12 protein-coding genes are annotated in these 16,382 nt (G+C 48.9%); 8 read left to right on the top strand and 4 right to left on the bottom strand.

Features of this window, described 5'->3' with window-relative positions:
* Positions 1-9: 9 nt before the first annotated feature.
* Positions 10-1,455: a metallophosphoesterase gene (locus tag TY03_RS05675; RefSeq protein WP_042368141.1), complete on the top strand. Its 1,446-nt coding sequence runs from the start codon at positions 10-12 to the stop codon at positions 1,453-1,455.
* 17 nt (positions 1,456-1,472) lie between these two features.
* On the opposite strand, the gene TY03_RS05670 is transcribed toward TY03_RS05675, so the two are convergent.
* The 4 genes from TY03_RS05670 to crcB form a co-directional block, all read right to left on the bottom strand.
* Positions 1,473-2,627, bottom strand: coding sequence for an AraC family transcriptional regulator (locus TY03_RS05670; protein ID WP_042368140.1), 1,155 nt, complete (start codon positions 2,625-2,627; stop codon positions 1,473-1,475).
* Between the two features lie 144 nt (positions 2,628-2,771).
* Positions 2,772-4,055 (bottom strand): phosphopyruvate hydratase, encoded by a 1,284-nt coding sequence (gene eno / locus TY03_RS05665; RefSeq protein WP_042368138.1) that lies wholly within the window; start codon positions 4,053-4,055, stop codon positions 2,772-2,774.
* A gap of 106 nt (positions 4,056-4,161) precedes the next feature.
* Entirely contained in the window at positions 4,162-4,830 is a 669-nt protein-coding gene (locus TY03_RS05660) for a pentapeptide repeat-containing protein (protein ID WP_042368136.1), read from the bottom strand.
* Between the two features lie 14 nt (positions 4,831-4,844).
* Positions 4,845-5,228: a fluoride efflux transporter CrcB gene (gene crcB, locus TY03_RS05655; protein WP_042368134.1), complete on the bottom strand. Its 384-nt coding sequence runs from the start codon at positions 5,226-5,228 to the stop codon at positions 4,845-4,847.
* 84 nt (positions 5,229-5,312) lie between these two features.
* Between crcB and TY03_RS05650 the strand changes: the two genes are divergently transcribed.
* The 7 genes from TY03_RS05650 to TY03_RS05620 all read left to right on the top strand — a co-directional run bounded on the left by TY03_RS05650 (position 5,313) and on the right by TY03_RS05620 (position 16,371).
* Complete coding sequence (locus TY03_RS05650; RefSeq protein ID WP_042368132.1) at positions 5,313-6,878, top strand: DUF6377 domain-containing protein; 1,566 nt, start codon at positions 5,313-5,315, stop codon at positions 6,876-6,878.
* 168 nt (positions 6,879-7,046) lie between these two features.
* The gene (locus TY03_RS05645) at positions 7,047-9,206 is read left to right on the top strand and encodes a glycoside hydrolase family 97 protein (RefSeq protein ID WP_042368130.1); all 2,160 of its coding nucleotides are present in this window, start codon (positions 7,047-7,049) and stop codon (positions 9,204-9,206) included.
* A 146-nt stretch (positions 9,207-9,352) separates the two neighbouring features.
* Positions 9,353-10,759 carry an amidophosphoribosyltransferase gene (locus tag TY03_RS05640; protein ID WP_042368128.1) on the top strand — a complete coding sequence of 469 codons (1,407 nt, stop codon included), beginning with the start codon at positions 9,353-9,355 and terminating at the stop codon, positions 10,757-10,759.
* A 423-nt stretch (positions 10,760-11,182) separates the two neighbouring features.
* Complete coding sequence (gene pepT / locus TY03_RS05635) at positions 11,183-12,409, top strand: peptidase T (RefSeq protein ID WP_042368126.1); 1,227 nt, start codon at positions 11,183-11,185, stop codon at positions 12,407-12,409.
* Between the two features lie 37 nt (positions 12,410-12,446).
* A complete protein-coding gene (gcvT, locus tag TY03_RS05630; protein ID WP_042368124.1) occupies positions 12,447-13,532 on the top strand; it encodes a glycine cleavage system aminomethyltransferase GcvT in 1,086 nt (361 codons plus the stop codon).
* Between the two features lie 158 nt (positions 13,533-13,690).
* Complete coding sequence (locus TY03_RS05625; protein WP_042368122.1) at positions 13,691-15,949, top strand: cation:proton antiporter domain-containing protein; 2,259 nt, start codon at positions 13,691-13,693, stop codon at positions 15,947-15,949.
* Positions 15,946-16,371, top strand: coding sequence for an HIT family protein (locus TY03_RS05620; protein WP_042368120.1), 426 nt, complete (start codon positions 15,946-15,948; stop codon positions 16,369-16,371). The genes TY03_RS05625 and TY03_RS05620 overlap by 4 nt, the downstream gene beginning before the upstream one ends.
* Positions 16,372-16,382: the final 11 nt, after the last annotated feature.

The raw sequence follows: 16,382 nt of genomic DNA, 5'->3' as shown, positions 1-16,382 counted from the left end.
ATATATGGTATGAATAATAAATATATTCTTTTATTTTTTTGTTTGGGTATATTGCCACTCATATTATCAGCTCAAAACCGTTTAAATTTTAAGGACGGTAAGTTTGTAATAGCTCAGTTTACAGATCTGCATTGGATGCCGAATTCCGAGAAATGTGCTGAAACGGCGGCTACCCTCAGGGCGGTACTAAACGCTGAGCACCCCGACCTCGTAGTGCTGAGTGGCGACGTGGTAACTTACAACCCCGCAATGGAAGGTTGGAGACGCATAGTCAATCTTTTTGAAGAGACCAAAACTCCCTTTGTCGTTACTATGGGCAATCACGATGCTGAATATATTGCTAAAGATAAAATATACGATTTTCTTTTGACATCCCCTTATTACGTAGGCACAAAAGGCCCCAAGGAAATTATGGGCTGCGGTAATTGCATACTTCCTGTCTATGATTCGAAAGATAGAGTAAAATCCTTACTATACTGCATTGATTCTAATGATTATCAACCGAATAAGCTATATGGTGCTTATGATTGGATTCATTTTGATCAAATAGAATGGTATCGTCAGCAAAGTGCACTCTTTACAAAGAAAAATGGAGGAAAGCCGTTGCCTGCTTTGGCTTTTTTCCATATTCCTTTGCTTGAATATAACGAGGTTATAGGTGACGGAAAAACTTATGGTACTGCCGAGGAAAGCATTGCCGGATCAAAGATTAATTCCGGTATGTTTGCGTCATTCATAGAAGCACAGGATGTGATGGGGGTGTTTGTAGGACACGATCACGATAATGACTTCATTGGAATTAATAAAGACATAGCGTTGGGTTTTGGTCGTGTGACGGGTGCAGATGCTTACGGTTCATTGAAACGGGGAGGCCGAATCATTCAGTTATACGAAGACCAGCGAAAGTTCGATACATGGATCACTACTCCTGCCGGACGTGAAGTCACTTATTATTATCCTTCAGGACTAAATTCGGAAGAAGAGCAGACTATGACTTATCAACCTGCTGTGAAGGTATCAGCTCCAAAGCGTGGAGTAGCTTATACCTATTATGAAGGAAAATGTAAACGTGTTGCTCACATTTCTTCTTGTAAAAAGGTGAAGGAGGGAATCTTAAAGAATATTTCAATCAAAGAGGCTCCGGAAACCGATCATTTCGCTTACGAGTTCCGTACATTGGTGAATATCCCGGAGAGAGGTGTGTATCTTTTTTATACTTTCTCAGACGATGGCTCCGTACTTTACATTGATGGTCAGCCGGTAGTCGATAACGATGGCGGACATAGTGGACGGCGCGTCGAAGGTAAAATCGCTCTTGAGAAGGGTTTTCACGAGCTACATCTTCTGTATTTTGAGGACTATATGGGACAAGAGTTGGAAATAGGATACTCCAGTCGTAACATCTTAGAAATGGCTTTGCCGGACGAAATATTCTTTTTGCCCGAACAGCATTGATTAAATGTGTTCCGTATTTATATCCGGTGCTCTTTTCTATATTCATTGGGAGTAACATTCTTTAAAGCTTTAAACTGTCGGGACAGGTTCTTTAGATCATTTACTCCAACCTGTTCTGCAACCTCTGCAATAGGGGCATCACTAGCTAATAATAGCTGGGCAAAACGTTCCATTCGTAGGTTAAATATATATTTATGAACAGTCTGTTGTGTTACTTGCTTAAATCGTATTTCCAGCAGACGGCGCGACAGAGGCACTTGCTTTACAATGTCTGATACTGTAATATCTGTGGCTATGTTTTTATGGATATACTTCAGAACGGTGTGTATGTGTGCATCTGTTGTAGGATAGAAATCTGTTGAATGACGGTTAACTATAGTTACCGGTGGTATGATCACGTCTTTATGAGGCGTCTTTTCGTCGTTCAATAAATGCTCAATCAATTCAGCAACTTCGAATCCACCTCTGGCTATATTTTGGCTAATACTAGACAGTGGAGGATCTGAAAGATTGCAGATTATTTCATCATTATCCACCCCCAGTATGGCTATCTTATCGGGTACTCGGATGTTGTTCACTTTGCAAATCTCCGTAATACGATTGCCTTGATTATCGTCGCAGGCCATCAATGCTGTGGGTTGGGGGAGCGACTTCAACCATGAAAGGAGTGGAGGAGCCTCATAAAACCACAAATCATCTAAAGACTGTTCTTGATAAGAATAGAAATTATCGCCAAATCCTTGCGATGTTATATATTCATAAAATCCTTCGCAACGCTCCTGCGACCATATGGTATCACGGTAACCATAGAATGCAAAATGGCGGAATCCTTTATTGACAAAGAATTCCGCTGCCATTCTTCCAGCTTCGCGATAGCCGCCAGTTATATTGGGAATATTACTGAATCTTGATTTATAATCTTGAGCTATGGCGATAATTCCATTCGTATGAAATACCCCCACATCATCATTGTTGAACGTTCCGATGATAGCATCTGCCTGCCAGGTCTTTGCCCATTTTAGTACACCTTCTATACCATAAATATTTTTGTAGGATGGCGGCATACGACATACAACCCACGGTTCATGGCTTTTTGAATAAGCAAGAATGCCTTTAAGAAGATTGTACGAAAAGGATTCTGTAAAATCTGTCAGTAAAATTAAGCGAATCATGTCAATAGATGCTTTGTTTATTGCAAATATAGTATGAATTTTCTTAGTTTCCTTAAAAAGAAGCGGTATTATTGTTTCTTCTTCCTAACATCATATCTTTAGAATCTGTAAAGGGCTTCAACCTCTTTTTTTGTCAATGGCTTTTTATTTCCCGATCCGTTTGTATCCGTATACAGCCCGTTCGCCCAACTCTTCCTCGATACGGAGCAACTGGTTGTACTTAGCCATACGATCCGAGCGGCTCAACGATCCGGTCTTAATCTGTCCGCTATTCGTAGCCACAGCGATATCGGCGATGGTGGCATCTTCCGTTTCGCCCGAGCGATGCGAAGTAACGGTGGTATATCCATGACGGTGAGCCATTTCGATGGTATTCAACGTTTCGGTTAGCGAACCGATCTGGTTTACCTTGATTAGAATCGAGTTGGCACAACCCTCGGCAATACCTTTCGATAGGAAATCGACGTTGGTCACAAACAAATCGTCGCCTACCAACTGGCAGCGGTGTCCGATGCGTTCGGTCAACTTCTTCCAGCCCTCCCAGTCGTTTTCGTTCATACCGTCTTCGATAGAGTCGATGGGGAATTTGTTTAGCAACTCTTCCAGATAATCAATCTGTTCGTCGCTGGTACGCTTTTTGCCATGTTCGCCTTCGAACTTGCTATAGTCATACACACCGTTGCGATAGAATTCGGAAGCAGCGCAGTCCATGGCGATGGTTACATCCTTGCCCGGTTGGTATCCGGCTGCTTTGATTGCTTCGAGAATCGAGTTGATGGCATCTTCCGTACCTTCCAGTTTCGGAGCAAAGCCGCCTTCGTCTCCCACGGCTGTGCTGAGACCACGATCTTTCAACACCTTTTTCAAGGCATGGAACACCTCGGCACCCATACGCAAACCCTCACGGAAAGACTGAGCACCCACCGGGCGAATCATAAATTCCTGAAAAGCAATCGGAGCGTCACTGTGCGAACCACCGTTGATGATATTCATCATCGGTACAGGCAGTACATAGGTGTTTGTTCCGCCGATGTAGCGATAGAGTGGAAGATCGAGGTAGTTGGCTGCCGCTTTGGCTACTGCCAGCGACACACCGAGAATGGCGTTAGCACCCAGTTTCGATTTTGTTTTTGTTCCGTCGAGAGCCAACATCATGTGGTCAACACCCATTTGGTCGAGTGCCGACATACCTACTAAGTGCGGAGCAATGATCTTGTTTACATTCTCAACAGCTTTCTGTACACCTTTGCCGAGATAACGATGTTTGTCGCCGTCACGCAATTCGAGCGCTTCGTGTTCGCCTGTCGATGCTCCCGATGGTACGGAGGCACGACCCATAATACCCGATTCCAAAATAACATCAACCTCTACTGTGGGGTTACCTCTCGAATCGAGAATCTCTCTCCCTAAAATCTTTTCTATTTTCATTATCTTCTTTGTTATGTTAAGTAAATTGCAAATTCGTTATATATTTGATTTGCATTATATAAGATAACAAATAAGAGATCCGATTTGTTGCCCTCCAGAAGGTTAATTAATCCTCAATGACCACACCCAGTAGTGGCAACAAATCCATGGCTTGCAGGGAACTGACGGTGGCACCGCGCAAATCGGCCAACGTAAGGATGATTCCATTGATGCGCGATGTGCGCAAATCGATGCCTCGCAGCGAGGTGTGCGAGAAGTCGGCTTCGATGAGCAGACAGTCGGGCAGTTCGACCGAAGCGAGTTTGGCATCGTTGAAGCTGCCGTTGCGGAAGTCGCACGAACGAAAAGAGACTTGGTTCATCTTACTCATCGAGAGGTTGATGTACATGCCGTTGCAATGCGACATAGATACATGATTGAGCGTGGTTTCGCCCAGATTGGTACCCACCAGCTTGCACGAAACAAACTCCACACGGTAGAGTGAACTCTCGGCAAAGGAGATGTTGGACAAGTCGCAGTTCTCGAAACGAATATCGGAGAGCTGGCACGCTTTGAGTTGACACTCGGCGAAGGTACTGCCGCTGAACGTGCAGTTCTTGATTGTCCGATAGGGGCGGTCGATGTATTCCTCCGCCTGTTTGGCAAAGTGCAGATCGGCTACCGTCTCCTCTCTTTCGAGCCACTCTTTCAGTGATTGTTCGCTGTTGCTTTGCGCTTCCATGGAGGGAGGAGCCACACGCACGGGGGCGTTCTTTTTATGTTTGGGTAGTTTCATGTCGGTTGAAGGAGTTAAGCAATGAGTTTTCCGATATATCCGCCCAACAGTACTGCGCCGATGCCCAGCACGATGCTCAGAAAAACGTAAACAGCGAAGGTTCCGTAGAAACCGCCTTCGAGCATACTCAGCGCATCGTTCGAAAAGGTTGAGAAGGTGGTAAACCCTCCACACAATCCGGCAGTAAGAAACAGGCGAGCCTCCATCGATAGTTGAAAGTGGTCGGACAACGAATAGAAAAGGCCGATGAGTAAACTACCGGCAACGTTGACGGTAAACGTTCCCCAAGAGAAAGGAAAAGCAAAGGGCGCGATTCGCTCGTTGACGGCTATCTGCGCCAGATAGCGCAAAACACTGCCCGCACCGCCACCTATAAATATATAAACCAGCTCTTTCATTCTTTTTAGATGTTTAACTGCGGCAAAGGTAGCTGTTTCTGTGGAATTTTTGTACTTTTGGACGTTAAAGCTAACGGGCGTATCATGAAAACTCTTTTTTTACTTTTCACTATTCTCTGCTGCATCGTTCCTACTACGCGGGCAGCCAGTGAGGCAGATTCTGCATTGATCTGTCTGGATCGCGTATTGAGCCAACAGGACGTTTACCGCAAGACCAAAGACGAACGCATCGATCGGTTGAAGCAGTTGTTGCACCGACCGGGCATTACGGCTCCGCAGGCGTTTGCGCTCAACCGCCGGTTAGGCAACGAATACCAGTTGTTCGTATCCGACTCTGCCATGAATTACTTTGACCGGAGTCTGGCACTCGCCCGTAAGCTGCATCGTACCGACTGGGTGGACGAAACGCAGTTGAGCCGGGTAGCCGTATTCTCGGTTTCGGGTATGTACAAAGAGGCACTCGAAACCCTGCACGAGGTAGATCGGTCGGCTCTACCCGACAGCTTGTTGGCTGCTTGGTACGATTGCGGCCGTCAGCTATACTCTTTCTTGGCGGTTTATTCGCACAACCAATCTTATACGGCCGTTTACGACAGCTTGCATCGCCAGTACCGCGATTCACTCATTGCACTGCTTCCGCCCGCCTCGCCCGAATACCGCTTGTACAAAGCCGAGCAGCTCTTCGCTTCGCATCAATACCCACAGGCACGCAACGAATTGAGTGCCCTGCTACGGCAACAGCCCGAAACCTCCAACGTGTATGCCCGTGCCGCCTTTTCGCTTGCACAGATATATAATGTAGAGGGCAACCGCGCTGCTTACGAGAAATACCTCGCGCTGTCGGCCCTCTCGGATATCAAGGCTTCAGTCAAGGAGAATGCCGCTTTGCAACAGTTGGCTATGTCGCTCTACCGGCAGGGAGATATCGACCGCGCCTACCGGTACAGTAAATATTCGCTCGAAGATGCCATCTTTTGCAACGCCCGCCTGCGCACGGTCGAGGTCTCCAACATGCTGCCGGTGATCGATGCTGCTTATAAACGGCAAACCGAGACGCAACGCAGGCAGTTGATCTTCTTTCTGGTGCTGGTCAGTATTTTGTCGGCTTTCCTTATTATAGCCGTTGTCCGGATATACAAGCAGATGAAACGTTTGTCTGCCACCCAGCACAACCTCAGGCAGGCCAACCATATTAAAGAGGAGTATATCGGCCACTTTCTCAGCCTTTGTTCGGTCTATATGGAGAAGCTCGACCACTTCCGGCGTACGGTTCACCGCAAAGTCATGTCGGGGCAAACGGAAGAGTTGCTCAAACTCACCAAATCGCCGCAGCAGGCCGATGGCGAGCAGAAGGAGTTTTATGCCAACTTCGACAGTGCCTTTCTGCATCTCTACCCCGACTTTGTGGCGAGGTTCAACGAGCTGCTGCAACCCGACGAACGCTTCGTGCCCAAACCGGGCGAACTGCTCAATACCGAGTTGCGCATCTTCGCCTTCATCCGCTTGGGCATTGACGACAGTTCGAAGATTGCCAACTTCCTGCATTACTCCGTCAACACCATTTATACCTATCGAAACAAGGTAAAAAACAAAGCCCTGAACCGCGAAAAGTTTGAAGAAGAGGTACTTAAAATAGGAAGTATCGATTGAAATAACCTATATTTCCGTTTCCCGACTGCCTGTATATCAGTTTGATAATAAGAGGATTATGCAAATGTTTCCTGAATAATCTTTTATATTCGGTTTATATGCATGCGGGTTCGCACAGTTTCTACGTTATCTTTGCCTTACGAATTTAAAAACTAATTCAGTTATATCATGAAGAACCTCAAAACACTTACGGCAACGCTAACTTGCCTCTTACTTTCCTTCTTGGTAAGTACGGTGGCAGTGGCGCAAAGCATTACCTCTCCCAACGGGCTCTTGAAGCTCAACTTCTCGGTTGGCGCGCAAGGCGAACCCACCTACGAACTTACCTACAAAGGCAAGGAAGTGATTAAACCCTCCAAACTGGGATTGGAGTTAAAGAACGATCCCGGACTGATGAATGGCTTTACGCTGGCCGATAGCCAAACGGCGAGCTTTGACGAAACTTGGTCGCCTGTATGGGGCGAGGTGAAGAACATCCGCAACCAGTACAACGAACTGGCCGTAACGCTCGACCAGAAGGCACAAGATCGCCACATCATCATCCGTTTCCGCTTATACAACGACGGGTTGGGCTTCCGCTATGAGTTTCCGTTGCAGAAGAACCTGAACTACTTCGTTATCAAAGAAGAACATTCGCAGTTTGCCATGACGGGCGACCATACCGCATTCTGGATTCCCGGCGACTACGATACGCAGGAATACGACTATACCCAATCGAAACTATCCGAAATCAGAGGCTTGATGCCTACGGCCATTACCGGCAATGCATCGCAAACCTCGTTTTCGCCTACCGGTGTGCAAACCTCGTTGCAGATGAAAACGGCCGACGGGCTTTACATCAACCTGCACGAAGCCGCTTTGGTGGACTACTCTTGTATGAACCTCAACCTCGATGATAAGAACTTCGTGTTCGAGTCGTGGTTAACCCCCGATGCAGTAGGCGATAAGGGTTATATGCAAGCACCCTGCCAGTCGCCTTGGCGTACCGTTATCGTGAGCGACGATGCACGCGATATCCTCTCGTCCAAGCTCACCTTGAACCTCAACGAACCCTGTGCCTACGAAGATGTATCGTGGATCAAACCGGTCAAGTACATCGGTGTGTGGTGGGAGATGATTACCGGAAAGAGCTCTTGGGCCTATACCGACGAGTTGCCTTCGATCAAACTTGGCGTGACCGATTATACCAAGACTAAGCCCAACGGCAAGCACGGTGCTACCAACGAAAACGTAAAGCGTCACATCGACTTTGCCGCCGAGCATGGCTTCGACCAGGTATTGGTCGAGGGATGGAACCAAGGATGGGAAGACTGGTTTGGCCATTCGAAGGACTATGTGTTCGACTTCGTAACCCCGTATCCCGACTTTGATGTGAAGATGCTCAATGCCTACGCCGCCGACAAAGGGGTGAAGCTGATGATGCACCACGAAACCTCCGGGTCGGTACGTAACTACGAGCGCCACATGGACAAAGCCTATCAATTCATGGTAGACAATGGCTACAATGCCGTGAAGAGCGGTTACGTAGGCGATATCATTCCGCGTGGCGAACACCACTACGGACAATGGATGAACAACCACTACCTGTATGCCATTCAGAAAGCAGCCGATTATAAGGTGTGTGTCAATGCACACGAAGCCGTTCGCCCCACCGGATTGTGTCGCACCTATCCCAACCTGATCGGCAACGAGTCCGCTCGCGGCACTGAGTACGAGGCCTTTGGAGGAAGCAAACCCTTCCATACCACGCTGTTGCCCTTTACCCGTCTGATCGGCGGACCGATGGATTACACGCCGGGTATCTTCGATACGCAGCTATCCTTCCTTCCGGGCGAGCACAGTTTCGTACATACCACCTTGGCCAAGCAGTTGGCACTGTACCTAACCATGTACAGCCCCTTGCAGATGGCGGCCGACCTGCCCGAAAGCTACGAACGCTATATGGATGCATTCCAATTTATCAAAGACGTAGCCGTTGACTGGGACGATAGCCAATACCTCGAAGCAGAACCGGGCGACTACATCACCGTAGCCCGCAAGGCCAAAGGCACCAACAATTGGTTCGTAGGCGGTATTACCGACGAAAACCCGCGTCGTTCTACCTTTACGCTCAACTTCCTCGACCCGGGCAAGCAGTATGTAGCCACGCTCTACGCCGACGGAAAAGATGCCGACTACGAGAAGAATCCTACGTCGTATCAGATAACGAAAGGATTGGTAACCGCCAAAACCAAGATGTCGGCGCAGCTGGCACGCAGCGGCGGCTTCGCTCTTAGCCTGATCGAGGCAACACCTGCCGATATCAAAGCGTTGAAAAAATGGAAATAAAAAGCGTTTCGTTTGATTAAGTATTTTATTTGATTACAGATCGATCGCACTCTGCATGGGAAACTCTGCAGAGTGCTTTTTTATATCACCTATTTGTTGTACTTTTGCGCTCATCTTTTAAAACAATAACATTTAAAGAACACAACATGGGAGGTTTTTTTGGAACGGTTTCGCAGGTGAGTTGCGCAACCGATTTATTCTACGGTACAGACTACAATTCACATTTGGGAACCAAACGCGGGGGGCTTGCCACCTACAGTGAAGAGCACGGATTTATTCGCTCCATCCACAACCTGGAGAGTTCATACTTCCGAACCAAGTTTGAAGCAGACCTGGAAAAGTTTGAAGGAAATGTCGGCATAGGCATTATCAGCGATACAGACGCACAACCGATTATCATTAATTCCCACCTCGGCCGCTTCGCCATTGTTACGGTTGCCAAAATAGCCAACATCGAAGAGTTGGAACAACAACTACTCTCCCAAAACATGCACTTCGCCGAATTCAGTTCGAGCACCACCAACCAGACCGAACTTATCGCTCTACTCATCATTCAAGGAAAAACGTTTGTCGATGGTATCGAAAATGTATACAAACACATCAAAGGCTCCTGCTCGATGCTCATCCTTACCGACGATGGCATCATTGCCGCCCGCGACCAATGGGGGCGCACGCCTATCGTCATCGGCAAGAAAGATGGAGCGTATGCCGCCACCAGCGAGTCGAGCAGCTTTCCCAACCTCGACTACGAGATAGAGAAGTACCTCGGTCCGGGCGAGATTATCAGGCTGCGTGCCGACAGCATGGAGCAGCTTCGCAAGCCCAACGAAGGGATGCAGATCTGTTCGTTCCTGTGGGTGTACTACGGTTTCCCCACCTCCTGCTACGAAGGGCGCAATGTAGAAGAAGTACGCTTCGCCAGCGGCATGAAGATGGGGCAGAAAGATACCTCCGAGGTCGATTGCGCTTGCGGCATCCCCGATTCGGGCGTAGGCATGGCACTCGGATATGCCGAAGGCAAGGGCGTGCCTTATCATCGCGCCATCGCCAAATACACGCCTACCTGGCCGCGCAGCTTCACACCGAGCAATCAGGAGATGCGTTCGCTCGTAGCTAAGATGAAACTCATACCCAACCGCGCCATGCTCGCCGATAAACGCATCTTGTTTTGCGATGACTCCATCGTACGCGGCACGCAATTGCGCGACAATGTAAAGGTGCTGTACGATTGCGGAGCCAAAGAGGTGCACATGCGCATTGCCTGCCCACCGCTTATTTATAGCTGTCCGTTCATCGGCTTTACCTCTTCCAAGAGCACGCTGGAGCTCATTACCCGCCGCATCATTCAGGAGTTGGAGGGCGATGAAAATGCGAAGCTCGAACAATACGCCACCGCCGGTACGCCCGAATACGAGAAGATGGTCGGTATCATTGCCGAACGTTTCAGCCTCTCGTCTTTGCAGTTCAATACGATTGAGACGTTGGTTGAGGCCATCGGTCTGCCCAAATGCAAGGTATGTACGCACTGTTTCGACGGAAGCAGCCACTTCTAATTACGAAACAGCGACTTCTAACGACCGAAGCAACCAATTATAACGACCAATGCCGCGCCTATTGCCCCGCCAATAGCACGGCATTGCTTGCTTTTCTGCCCGTTATTATGTAACTTATAAGCGTACGAAATTACCTTCTCACCCGGGTGAGAAGGTCTCCCCACCTAGGTGAGAAGAATTCCCCACCCGGGTGGGTAAGCTTACCCACCTAGGTGAGAAAGCAATTATCTCCCGGACAAAAGGGTGCAATCTCGGGGGCAATACTCTGTCGGGGTAGTAAGCTTGCTGCGAAACAGACGAAAGGAATATCCTCTATACTACAAAAAGAGCCGTGAATTTGCTTGGCAGTTCACGGCTCTTTTTCTACCTTTACGGCCTATGCAACTCCCGTTGCCAATCGTAAATCGTTAAATCGTAAATAATATGACTTTAGTAGAACGCTTTTTAAAGTACGTAAGCTTTGATACACAGTCCGACGACAGTACACGGCTTACCCCCAGCACCCCCGGGCAGATGGTTTTTGCCCAATATCTCAAGACCGAACTCGAAACGTTGGGCCTCGAAGAGATTACGCTCGATGAGCATGGCTATCTCTTTGCCACGCTGCCTGCCAATACAGACAAAGAAGTACCGGTGATCGGCTTCATCTCGCACCTCGATACCAGTCCGGATATGACCGGAAAGGACGTCAGCCCCCGCATCGTAGCCAACTACAACGGGTCGGACATCGTTCTCTGCGAAGAAGATAAGGTGATACTCTCGCCCGCACAATTTCCCGAACTGCTCGACCACAAAGGCGAAGACCTGATCGTGACCAACGGCAAAACCCTTCTGGGAGCCGACGACAAGGCGGGTATTGCCGAAATCGTCAGTGCCATTGCCTACCTCAAGGAGCATCCCGAGGTGAAGCACGGCAAGATCCGTATCGGCTTCAACCCCGACGAGGAGATTGGCGAAGGTGCTCATAAGTTCGACGTCGAGAAGTTTGGCTGCCAATGGGCCTACACCATGGACGGCGGCGAAGTGGGGGAGCTGGAGTACGAGAACTTCAATGCCGCCTCGGCCAAGATAACGTTCAAAGGACGCAACGTTCACCCCGGCTATGCCAAGAATAAGATGATCAACTCCATCAGCGTAGCCAACCGCTTCATTGGTCTGCTGCCTGCTGCCGAAGTGCCCGAACGCACCTCGGGATACGAAGGTTTCTATCACCTCATTGCCACGCATGGCGATGTGGAGCAGACGAACCTCACGTACATCGTTCGCGACCATGACCGCGAAAAGTTCGAAGCCCGTAAGCGGGAGATCGAGCGTTTGGTCAATCAGATCAACACCGAGTTCGGCTGCGGAACGGCTACCCTCGAGCTGCACGATCAGTACTACAACATGCGCGAGAAGATAGAGCCGGTGATGCACATCATCGATACCGCCTTTGCCGCGATGGAAGCGGTAGGTGTGAAACCCAACGTGCGCCCCATTCGTGGCGGAACCGACGGTGCACAACTCTCGTTCAAGGGATTGCCCTGCCCCAATATCTTTGCGGGCGGTTTGAACTTTCACGGACGCTACGAGTTCGTACCCGTTCAGAACATGGAAAAGGCCATGAAGGTGATCGTCAAGATTGCCCAACTGGTTGCCGAACAAGCTTAATTAATACCAATTTGTAATTTTAAATACGTAAACACCAATGAAAACCACCCCATTTACCGAGAAGCATATCGCACTGGGTGCGAAGATGCACGAATTTGCAGGATACAACATGCCCATTGAATACAATGGTATCATCGACGAACACCTCACGGTTTGCAACGCCGTAGGTGTGTTCGATGTATCGCACATGGGCGAATTTTGGGTAAAAGGCCCCAACGCGCTCGCCTTTTTGCAGCAGGTTACCTCGAACAACGTGGCTGCACTCGAGCCCGGCAAGGTGCAGTACACCTGCTTCCCCAACGAAGACGGCGGTATTGTAGACGACCTGCTCGTGTATCAATACGAACCGCAGAAGTACCTGCTCGTGGTCAACGCCTCGAACATCGAAAAAGACTGGAACTGGTGCGTAGCACACAATACGGTAGGGGCAGAGCTCGAAAACGCATCCGACCACATGGCGCAACTCGCCGTGCAGGGTCCCAAAGCAATTCTTGCCTTGCAGAAGCTCACCGCTATCAATCTTTCCGACATTCCTTACTATACCTTTAAGGTAGGCGAGTTTGCCGGCGAGAAGAATGTGATTATCTCCAATACAGGCTATACCGGAGCCGGAGGTTTCGAACTCTACTTCTACCCTGAGGCTGCCGACAAGATATGGCAGGCGGTATTCGAAGCAGGCGAGGAGTTCGGCATCAAGCCCATCGGTTTGGGAGCCCGCGATACGCTTCGGCTCGAGATGGGGTTCTGCCTCTATGGCAACGATCTTGACGATACTACCTCGCCCATTGAAGCCGGCTTGGGGTGGATCACCAAGTTTGTGGAAGGCAAAAACTTTACCAACCGCGCCCTGCTCGAAAAGCAGAAAAGCGAAGGAACAGTGCGCAAGTTGGTGGGCTTTGAGATGATCGATCGTGGTATCCCCCGTCATGGCTACGAGCTGGTAACCGAATCGGGCGATGCGATGGGGGTGGTTACTTCGGGCACGATGTCGCCTACCCGTAAAATCGGAATCGGTATGGGCTACGTAAAGCCGGAATATAGCAAAGTAGGCACCGAAATCTACATTGATATGCGCGGACGTAAGCTCAAAGCGGTGGTGGTGAAGACTCCTTTCAGGAAGTAAAGCGACCTGTAAAGATACATACTTCAGTAATGCACCCGGGTGTAGGTCTTTCCTTCACCCGGGTGTTCTGTTTTATTTATCATACTTACATCTTTTTCCGTTTTTGTTCGTTGTTTAAGAGAATTCGTTTACTTTTGTAGAGAAAAAAGTACTACCACATGTCACACTTACCTACACTGATTGCCGATCTTGCGTTGATTCTGCTCTCCGCCGGCGTCATGACGCTCTTGTTTAAGAAGCTCAAGCAACCGTTGGTTTTAGGTTATATCGTTGCCGGTTTTCTAACAGGCCATCACGTGCCTTTTACCCCTTCGGTGATAGACACTGCCAATGTTCAGACGTGGGCAGATATTGGTGTGATCTTTCTTCTCTTTGCACTGGGGCTCGAGTTTAGTTTCAAGAAGATAGTCAAGGTGGGCGGCACGGCAGTGATTGCTGCTTGTACCATTATCTTCTGTATGACTTTGCTTGGTATCGGTGTGGGCATGAGTTTCGGGTGGCAACGCATGGACTGCCTTTTTCTGGGCGGGATGATTGCCATGTCATCGACCACGATCATCTATAAAGCGTTCGACGATCTGGGGTTGCGCAAGAAAAAATTTACCGGATTGGTACTCAGTATTTTGATTCTCGAAGACATACTGGCCATTGTATTGATGGTGATGCTCTCGACCATGGCGTTGAGCAAGAACTTCGAAGGCAGCGAGATGCTCGAAAGTATCGGCAAATTGCTTTTCTTCCTCATTCTATGGTTCGTGGTAGGTATTTATCTGATTCCCGAACTGCTGAAACGTTGCCGGAAGCTCATGAGCGAAGAGACGCTGCTTATCGTTTCGCTGGCTCTTTGTTTCGGCATGGTGATGATGGCTTCGCATGCCGGTTTTTCGCCTGCTTTCGGAGCTTTTGTGATGGGCTCCATTCTGGCCGAAACGATCGAAGCCGAATCCATCGACCGATTGGTGAAGCCTGTCAAGAACCTCTTCGGAGCCATCTTCTTCGTTTCGGTAGGCATGATGGTCGATCCGTACATGATTGCCGAATACGCCTTGCCTATCGGGGTAGTAACACTGGTGGTTATTCTGGGACAGTCCATCTTCGGTACTTTCGGTGTGCTGCTATCGGGGCAACCGCTGAAGACGGCCATGCAGTGCGGTTTCAGTTTGACGCAGATAGGCGAATTTGCCTTTATCATTGCTGCTTTGGGTGTGTCGCTCCACGTGACGAGCGATTTTCTGTACCCCATCGTGGTAGCCGTTTCGGTGATAACAACCTTCATCACCCCCTATATGATCCGTATATCCGAACCTGCCTACAACTTTGTCGATAGCCGGCTGCCACGTTCTTGGAAGCGATTTCTGGCACGCTACTCGTCCGGCACGGAGACGGTCAACAATGAAAGCCTCTGGCGCAAACTGCTCTTGGCGATGATACGCATTGTAGTGGTGTATTCGATCATCAGTATCTCGGTTATTCTGCTTTCGTTCCGCTTTGTGGTTCCTTTCTTTAAAGAGAACCTGCCCGGTATCTGGGGCAGCTTGCTGGCTGCTTTCTTCACCATCTTGTGCATATCGCCCTTTCTGCGCGCCATTATGGTGAAGAAGAATCACTCGGTCGAGTTCATGACTTTGTGGAACGATAGCCGGGTCAACCGCGGTCCGTTGGCATCTACTATCCTGCTTCGTGTGGTAATTTGTGTGTTGTTTGTGATGTTCATTATCGCTCGGTTGTTTAAGGCCTCTACCGGTTTAATGATCGGTACGGCCGTTCTGGCAGTGGTACTGATGGTGCTCTCGCGCCGTTTGAAGAAACAGTCGATACTGATCGAGCGCAAATTCTTTCAGAACCTCCGGTCGCGCGATCAACGGGCAGAGTATATGGGACAGAAGAAGCCCGAATATGCCGGTCACTTGCTATCGCGCGACTTGCATCTTACCGATCTGGAGATTCCCGGAGAGTCTCTTTGGGCAGGTCGTACATTGATGGAGCTTGATCTGGGGCGTAAGTACGGTGTTCATGTGGTTTCTATCTTGCGAGGCAAACGGCGCATCAATATACCGGGTGGGAGCGTTCGCCTGTTTCCGCACGATATGATTCAGGTAATCGGTACCGACGAGCAGTTGAATCAGTTCAGCGAAGCCATGTCCAACGGTTCGTATATCGATTCGGATGTGTTCGAGAGCAGTGAAATGACCCTGAAGCAGTTCAGAGTCGATGCCGATTCGGTGTTTCTGGGCAAAACCTTGCGGCAATCGGGTATACGCGAGAAATATCATTGCCTGATAGCCGGTATCGAACGGGAGAAAGAAGTACTGATGACTCCTGACGTGAACGCTCCCTTTGAAGAGGGCGACGTGGTTTGGGTGGTTGGCGAAAAGAACAATGTATACCAATTATTAATTAAAAAGAATGTATCATGAAAAGTGATCCGAAAGAGTGTTTGTATTGTCAGAACAACGACACATTGCATAGCCTTATGATAGAGATTGCGCAGCTCAGTGTGTCTCGTGCTTTCCTTTTCAAGGAACAGACCTATCGCGGTCGTTGTCTGGTGGCGTACAATGGTCATGTGAACGACCTCAACGAGTTGAGCGATGAAGAGCGCAATGCCTTTATGGCCGATGTGGCACGCGTAACCCGCGCCATGGATCGTGCTTTCCATCCCGAAAAGATTAATTATGGCGCTTATTCGGATAAGTTGTCGCACCTGCACTTTCATCTGGCACCGAAATATGTCGATGGACCCGATTATGGTGCAACGTTTCAGATGAATCCCGGCAAGGAGTATCTAAGCGATGCCGAATATCAGGAACTGATCGATGCGGTAAAGGCTAATTTATAAAATAGAATGAG

This window comes from Bacteroides neonati, from assembly GCF_000499785.1.
GTDB lineage: Bacteria > Bacteroidota > Bacteroidia > Bacteroidales > Bacteroidaceae > Bacteroides > Bacteroides neonati.
This window is presented reverse-complemented; position numbering and strand designations above follow the sequence as displayed.

What these genes read in the sequence shown, in the direction of transcription:
- TY03_RS05675 (WP_042368141.1), top strand. Translation starts at nt 10, where the DNA reads ATGAATAATAAATATATTCTTTTATTTTTTTGTTTGGGTATATTGCCA.
- TY03_RS05670 (WP_042368140.1), bottom strand. Translation starts at nt 2,627, where the DNA reads ATGATTCGCTTAATTTTACTGACAGATTTTACAGAATCCTTTTCGTAC.
- eno (WP_042368138.1), bottom strand. Translation starts at nt 4,055, where the DNA reads ATGAAAATAGAAAAGATTTTAGGGAGAGAGATTCTCGATTCGAGAGGT.
- TY03_RS05660 (WP_042368136.1), bottom strand. Translation starts at nt 4,830, where the DNA reads ATGAAACTACCCAAACATAAAAAGAACGCCCCCGTGCGTGTGGCTCCT.
- crcB (WP_042368134.1), bottom strand. Translation starts at nt 5,228, where the DNA reads ATGAAAGAGCTGGTTTATATATTTATAGGTGGCGGTGCGGGCAGTGTT.
- TY03_RS05650 (WP_042368132.1), top strand. Translation starts at nt 5,313, where the DNA reads ATGAAAACTCTTTTTTTACTTTTCACTATTCTCTGCTGCATCGTTCCT.
- TY03_RS05645 (WP_042368130.1), top strand. Translation starts at nt 7,047, where the DNA reads ATGAAGAACCTCAAAACACTTACGGCAACGCTAACTTGCCTCTTACTT.
- TY03_RS05640 (WP_042368128.1), top strand. Translation starts at nt 9,353, where the DNA reads ATGGGAGGTTTTTTTGGAACGGTTTCGCAGGTGAGTTGCGCAACCGAT.
- pepT (WP_042368126.1), top strand. Translation starts at nt 11,183, where the DNA reads ATGACTTTAGTAGAACGCTTTTTAAAGTACGTAAGCTTTGATACACAG.
- gcvT (WP_042368124.1), top strand. Translation starts at nt 12,447, where the DNA reads ATGAAAACCACCCCATTTACCGAGAAGCATATCGCACTGGGTGCGAAG.
- TY03_RS05625 (WP_042368122.1), top strand. Translation starts at nt 13,691, where the DNA reads ATGTCACACTTACCTACACTGATTGCCGATCTTGCGTTGATTCTGCTC.
- TY03_RS05620 (WP_042368120.1), top strand. Translation starts at nt 15,946, where the DNA reads ATGAAAAGTGATCCGAAAGAGTGTTTGTATTGTCAGAACAACGACACA.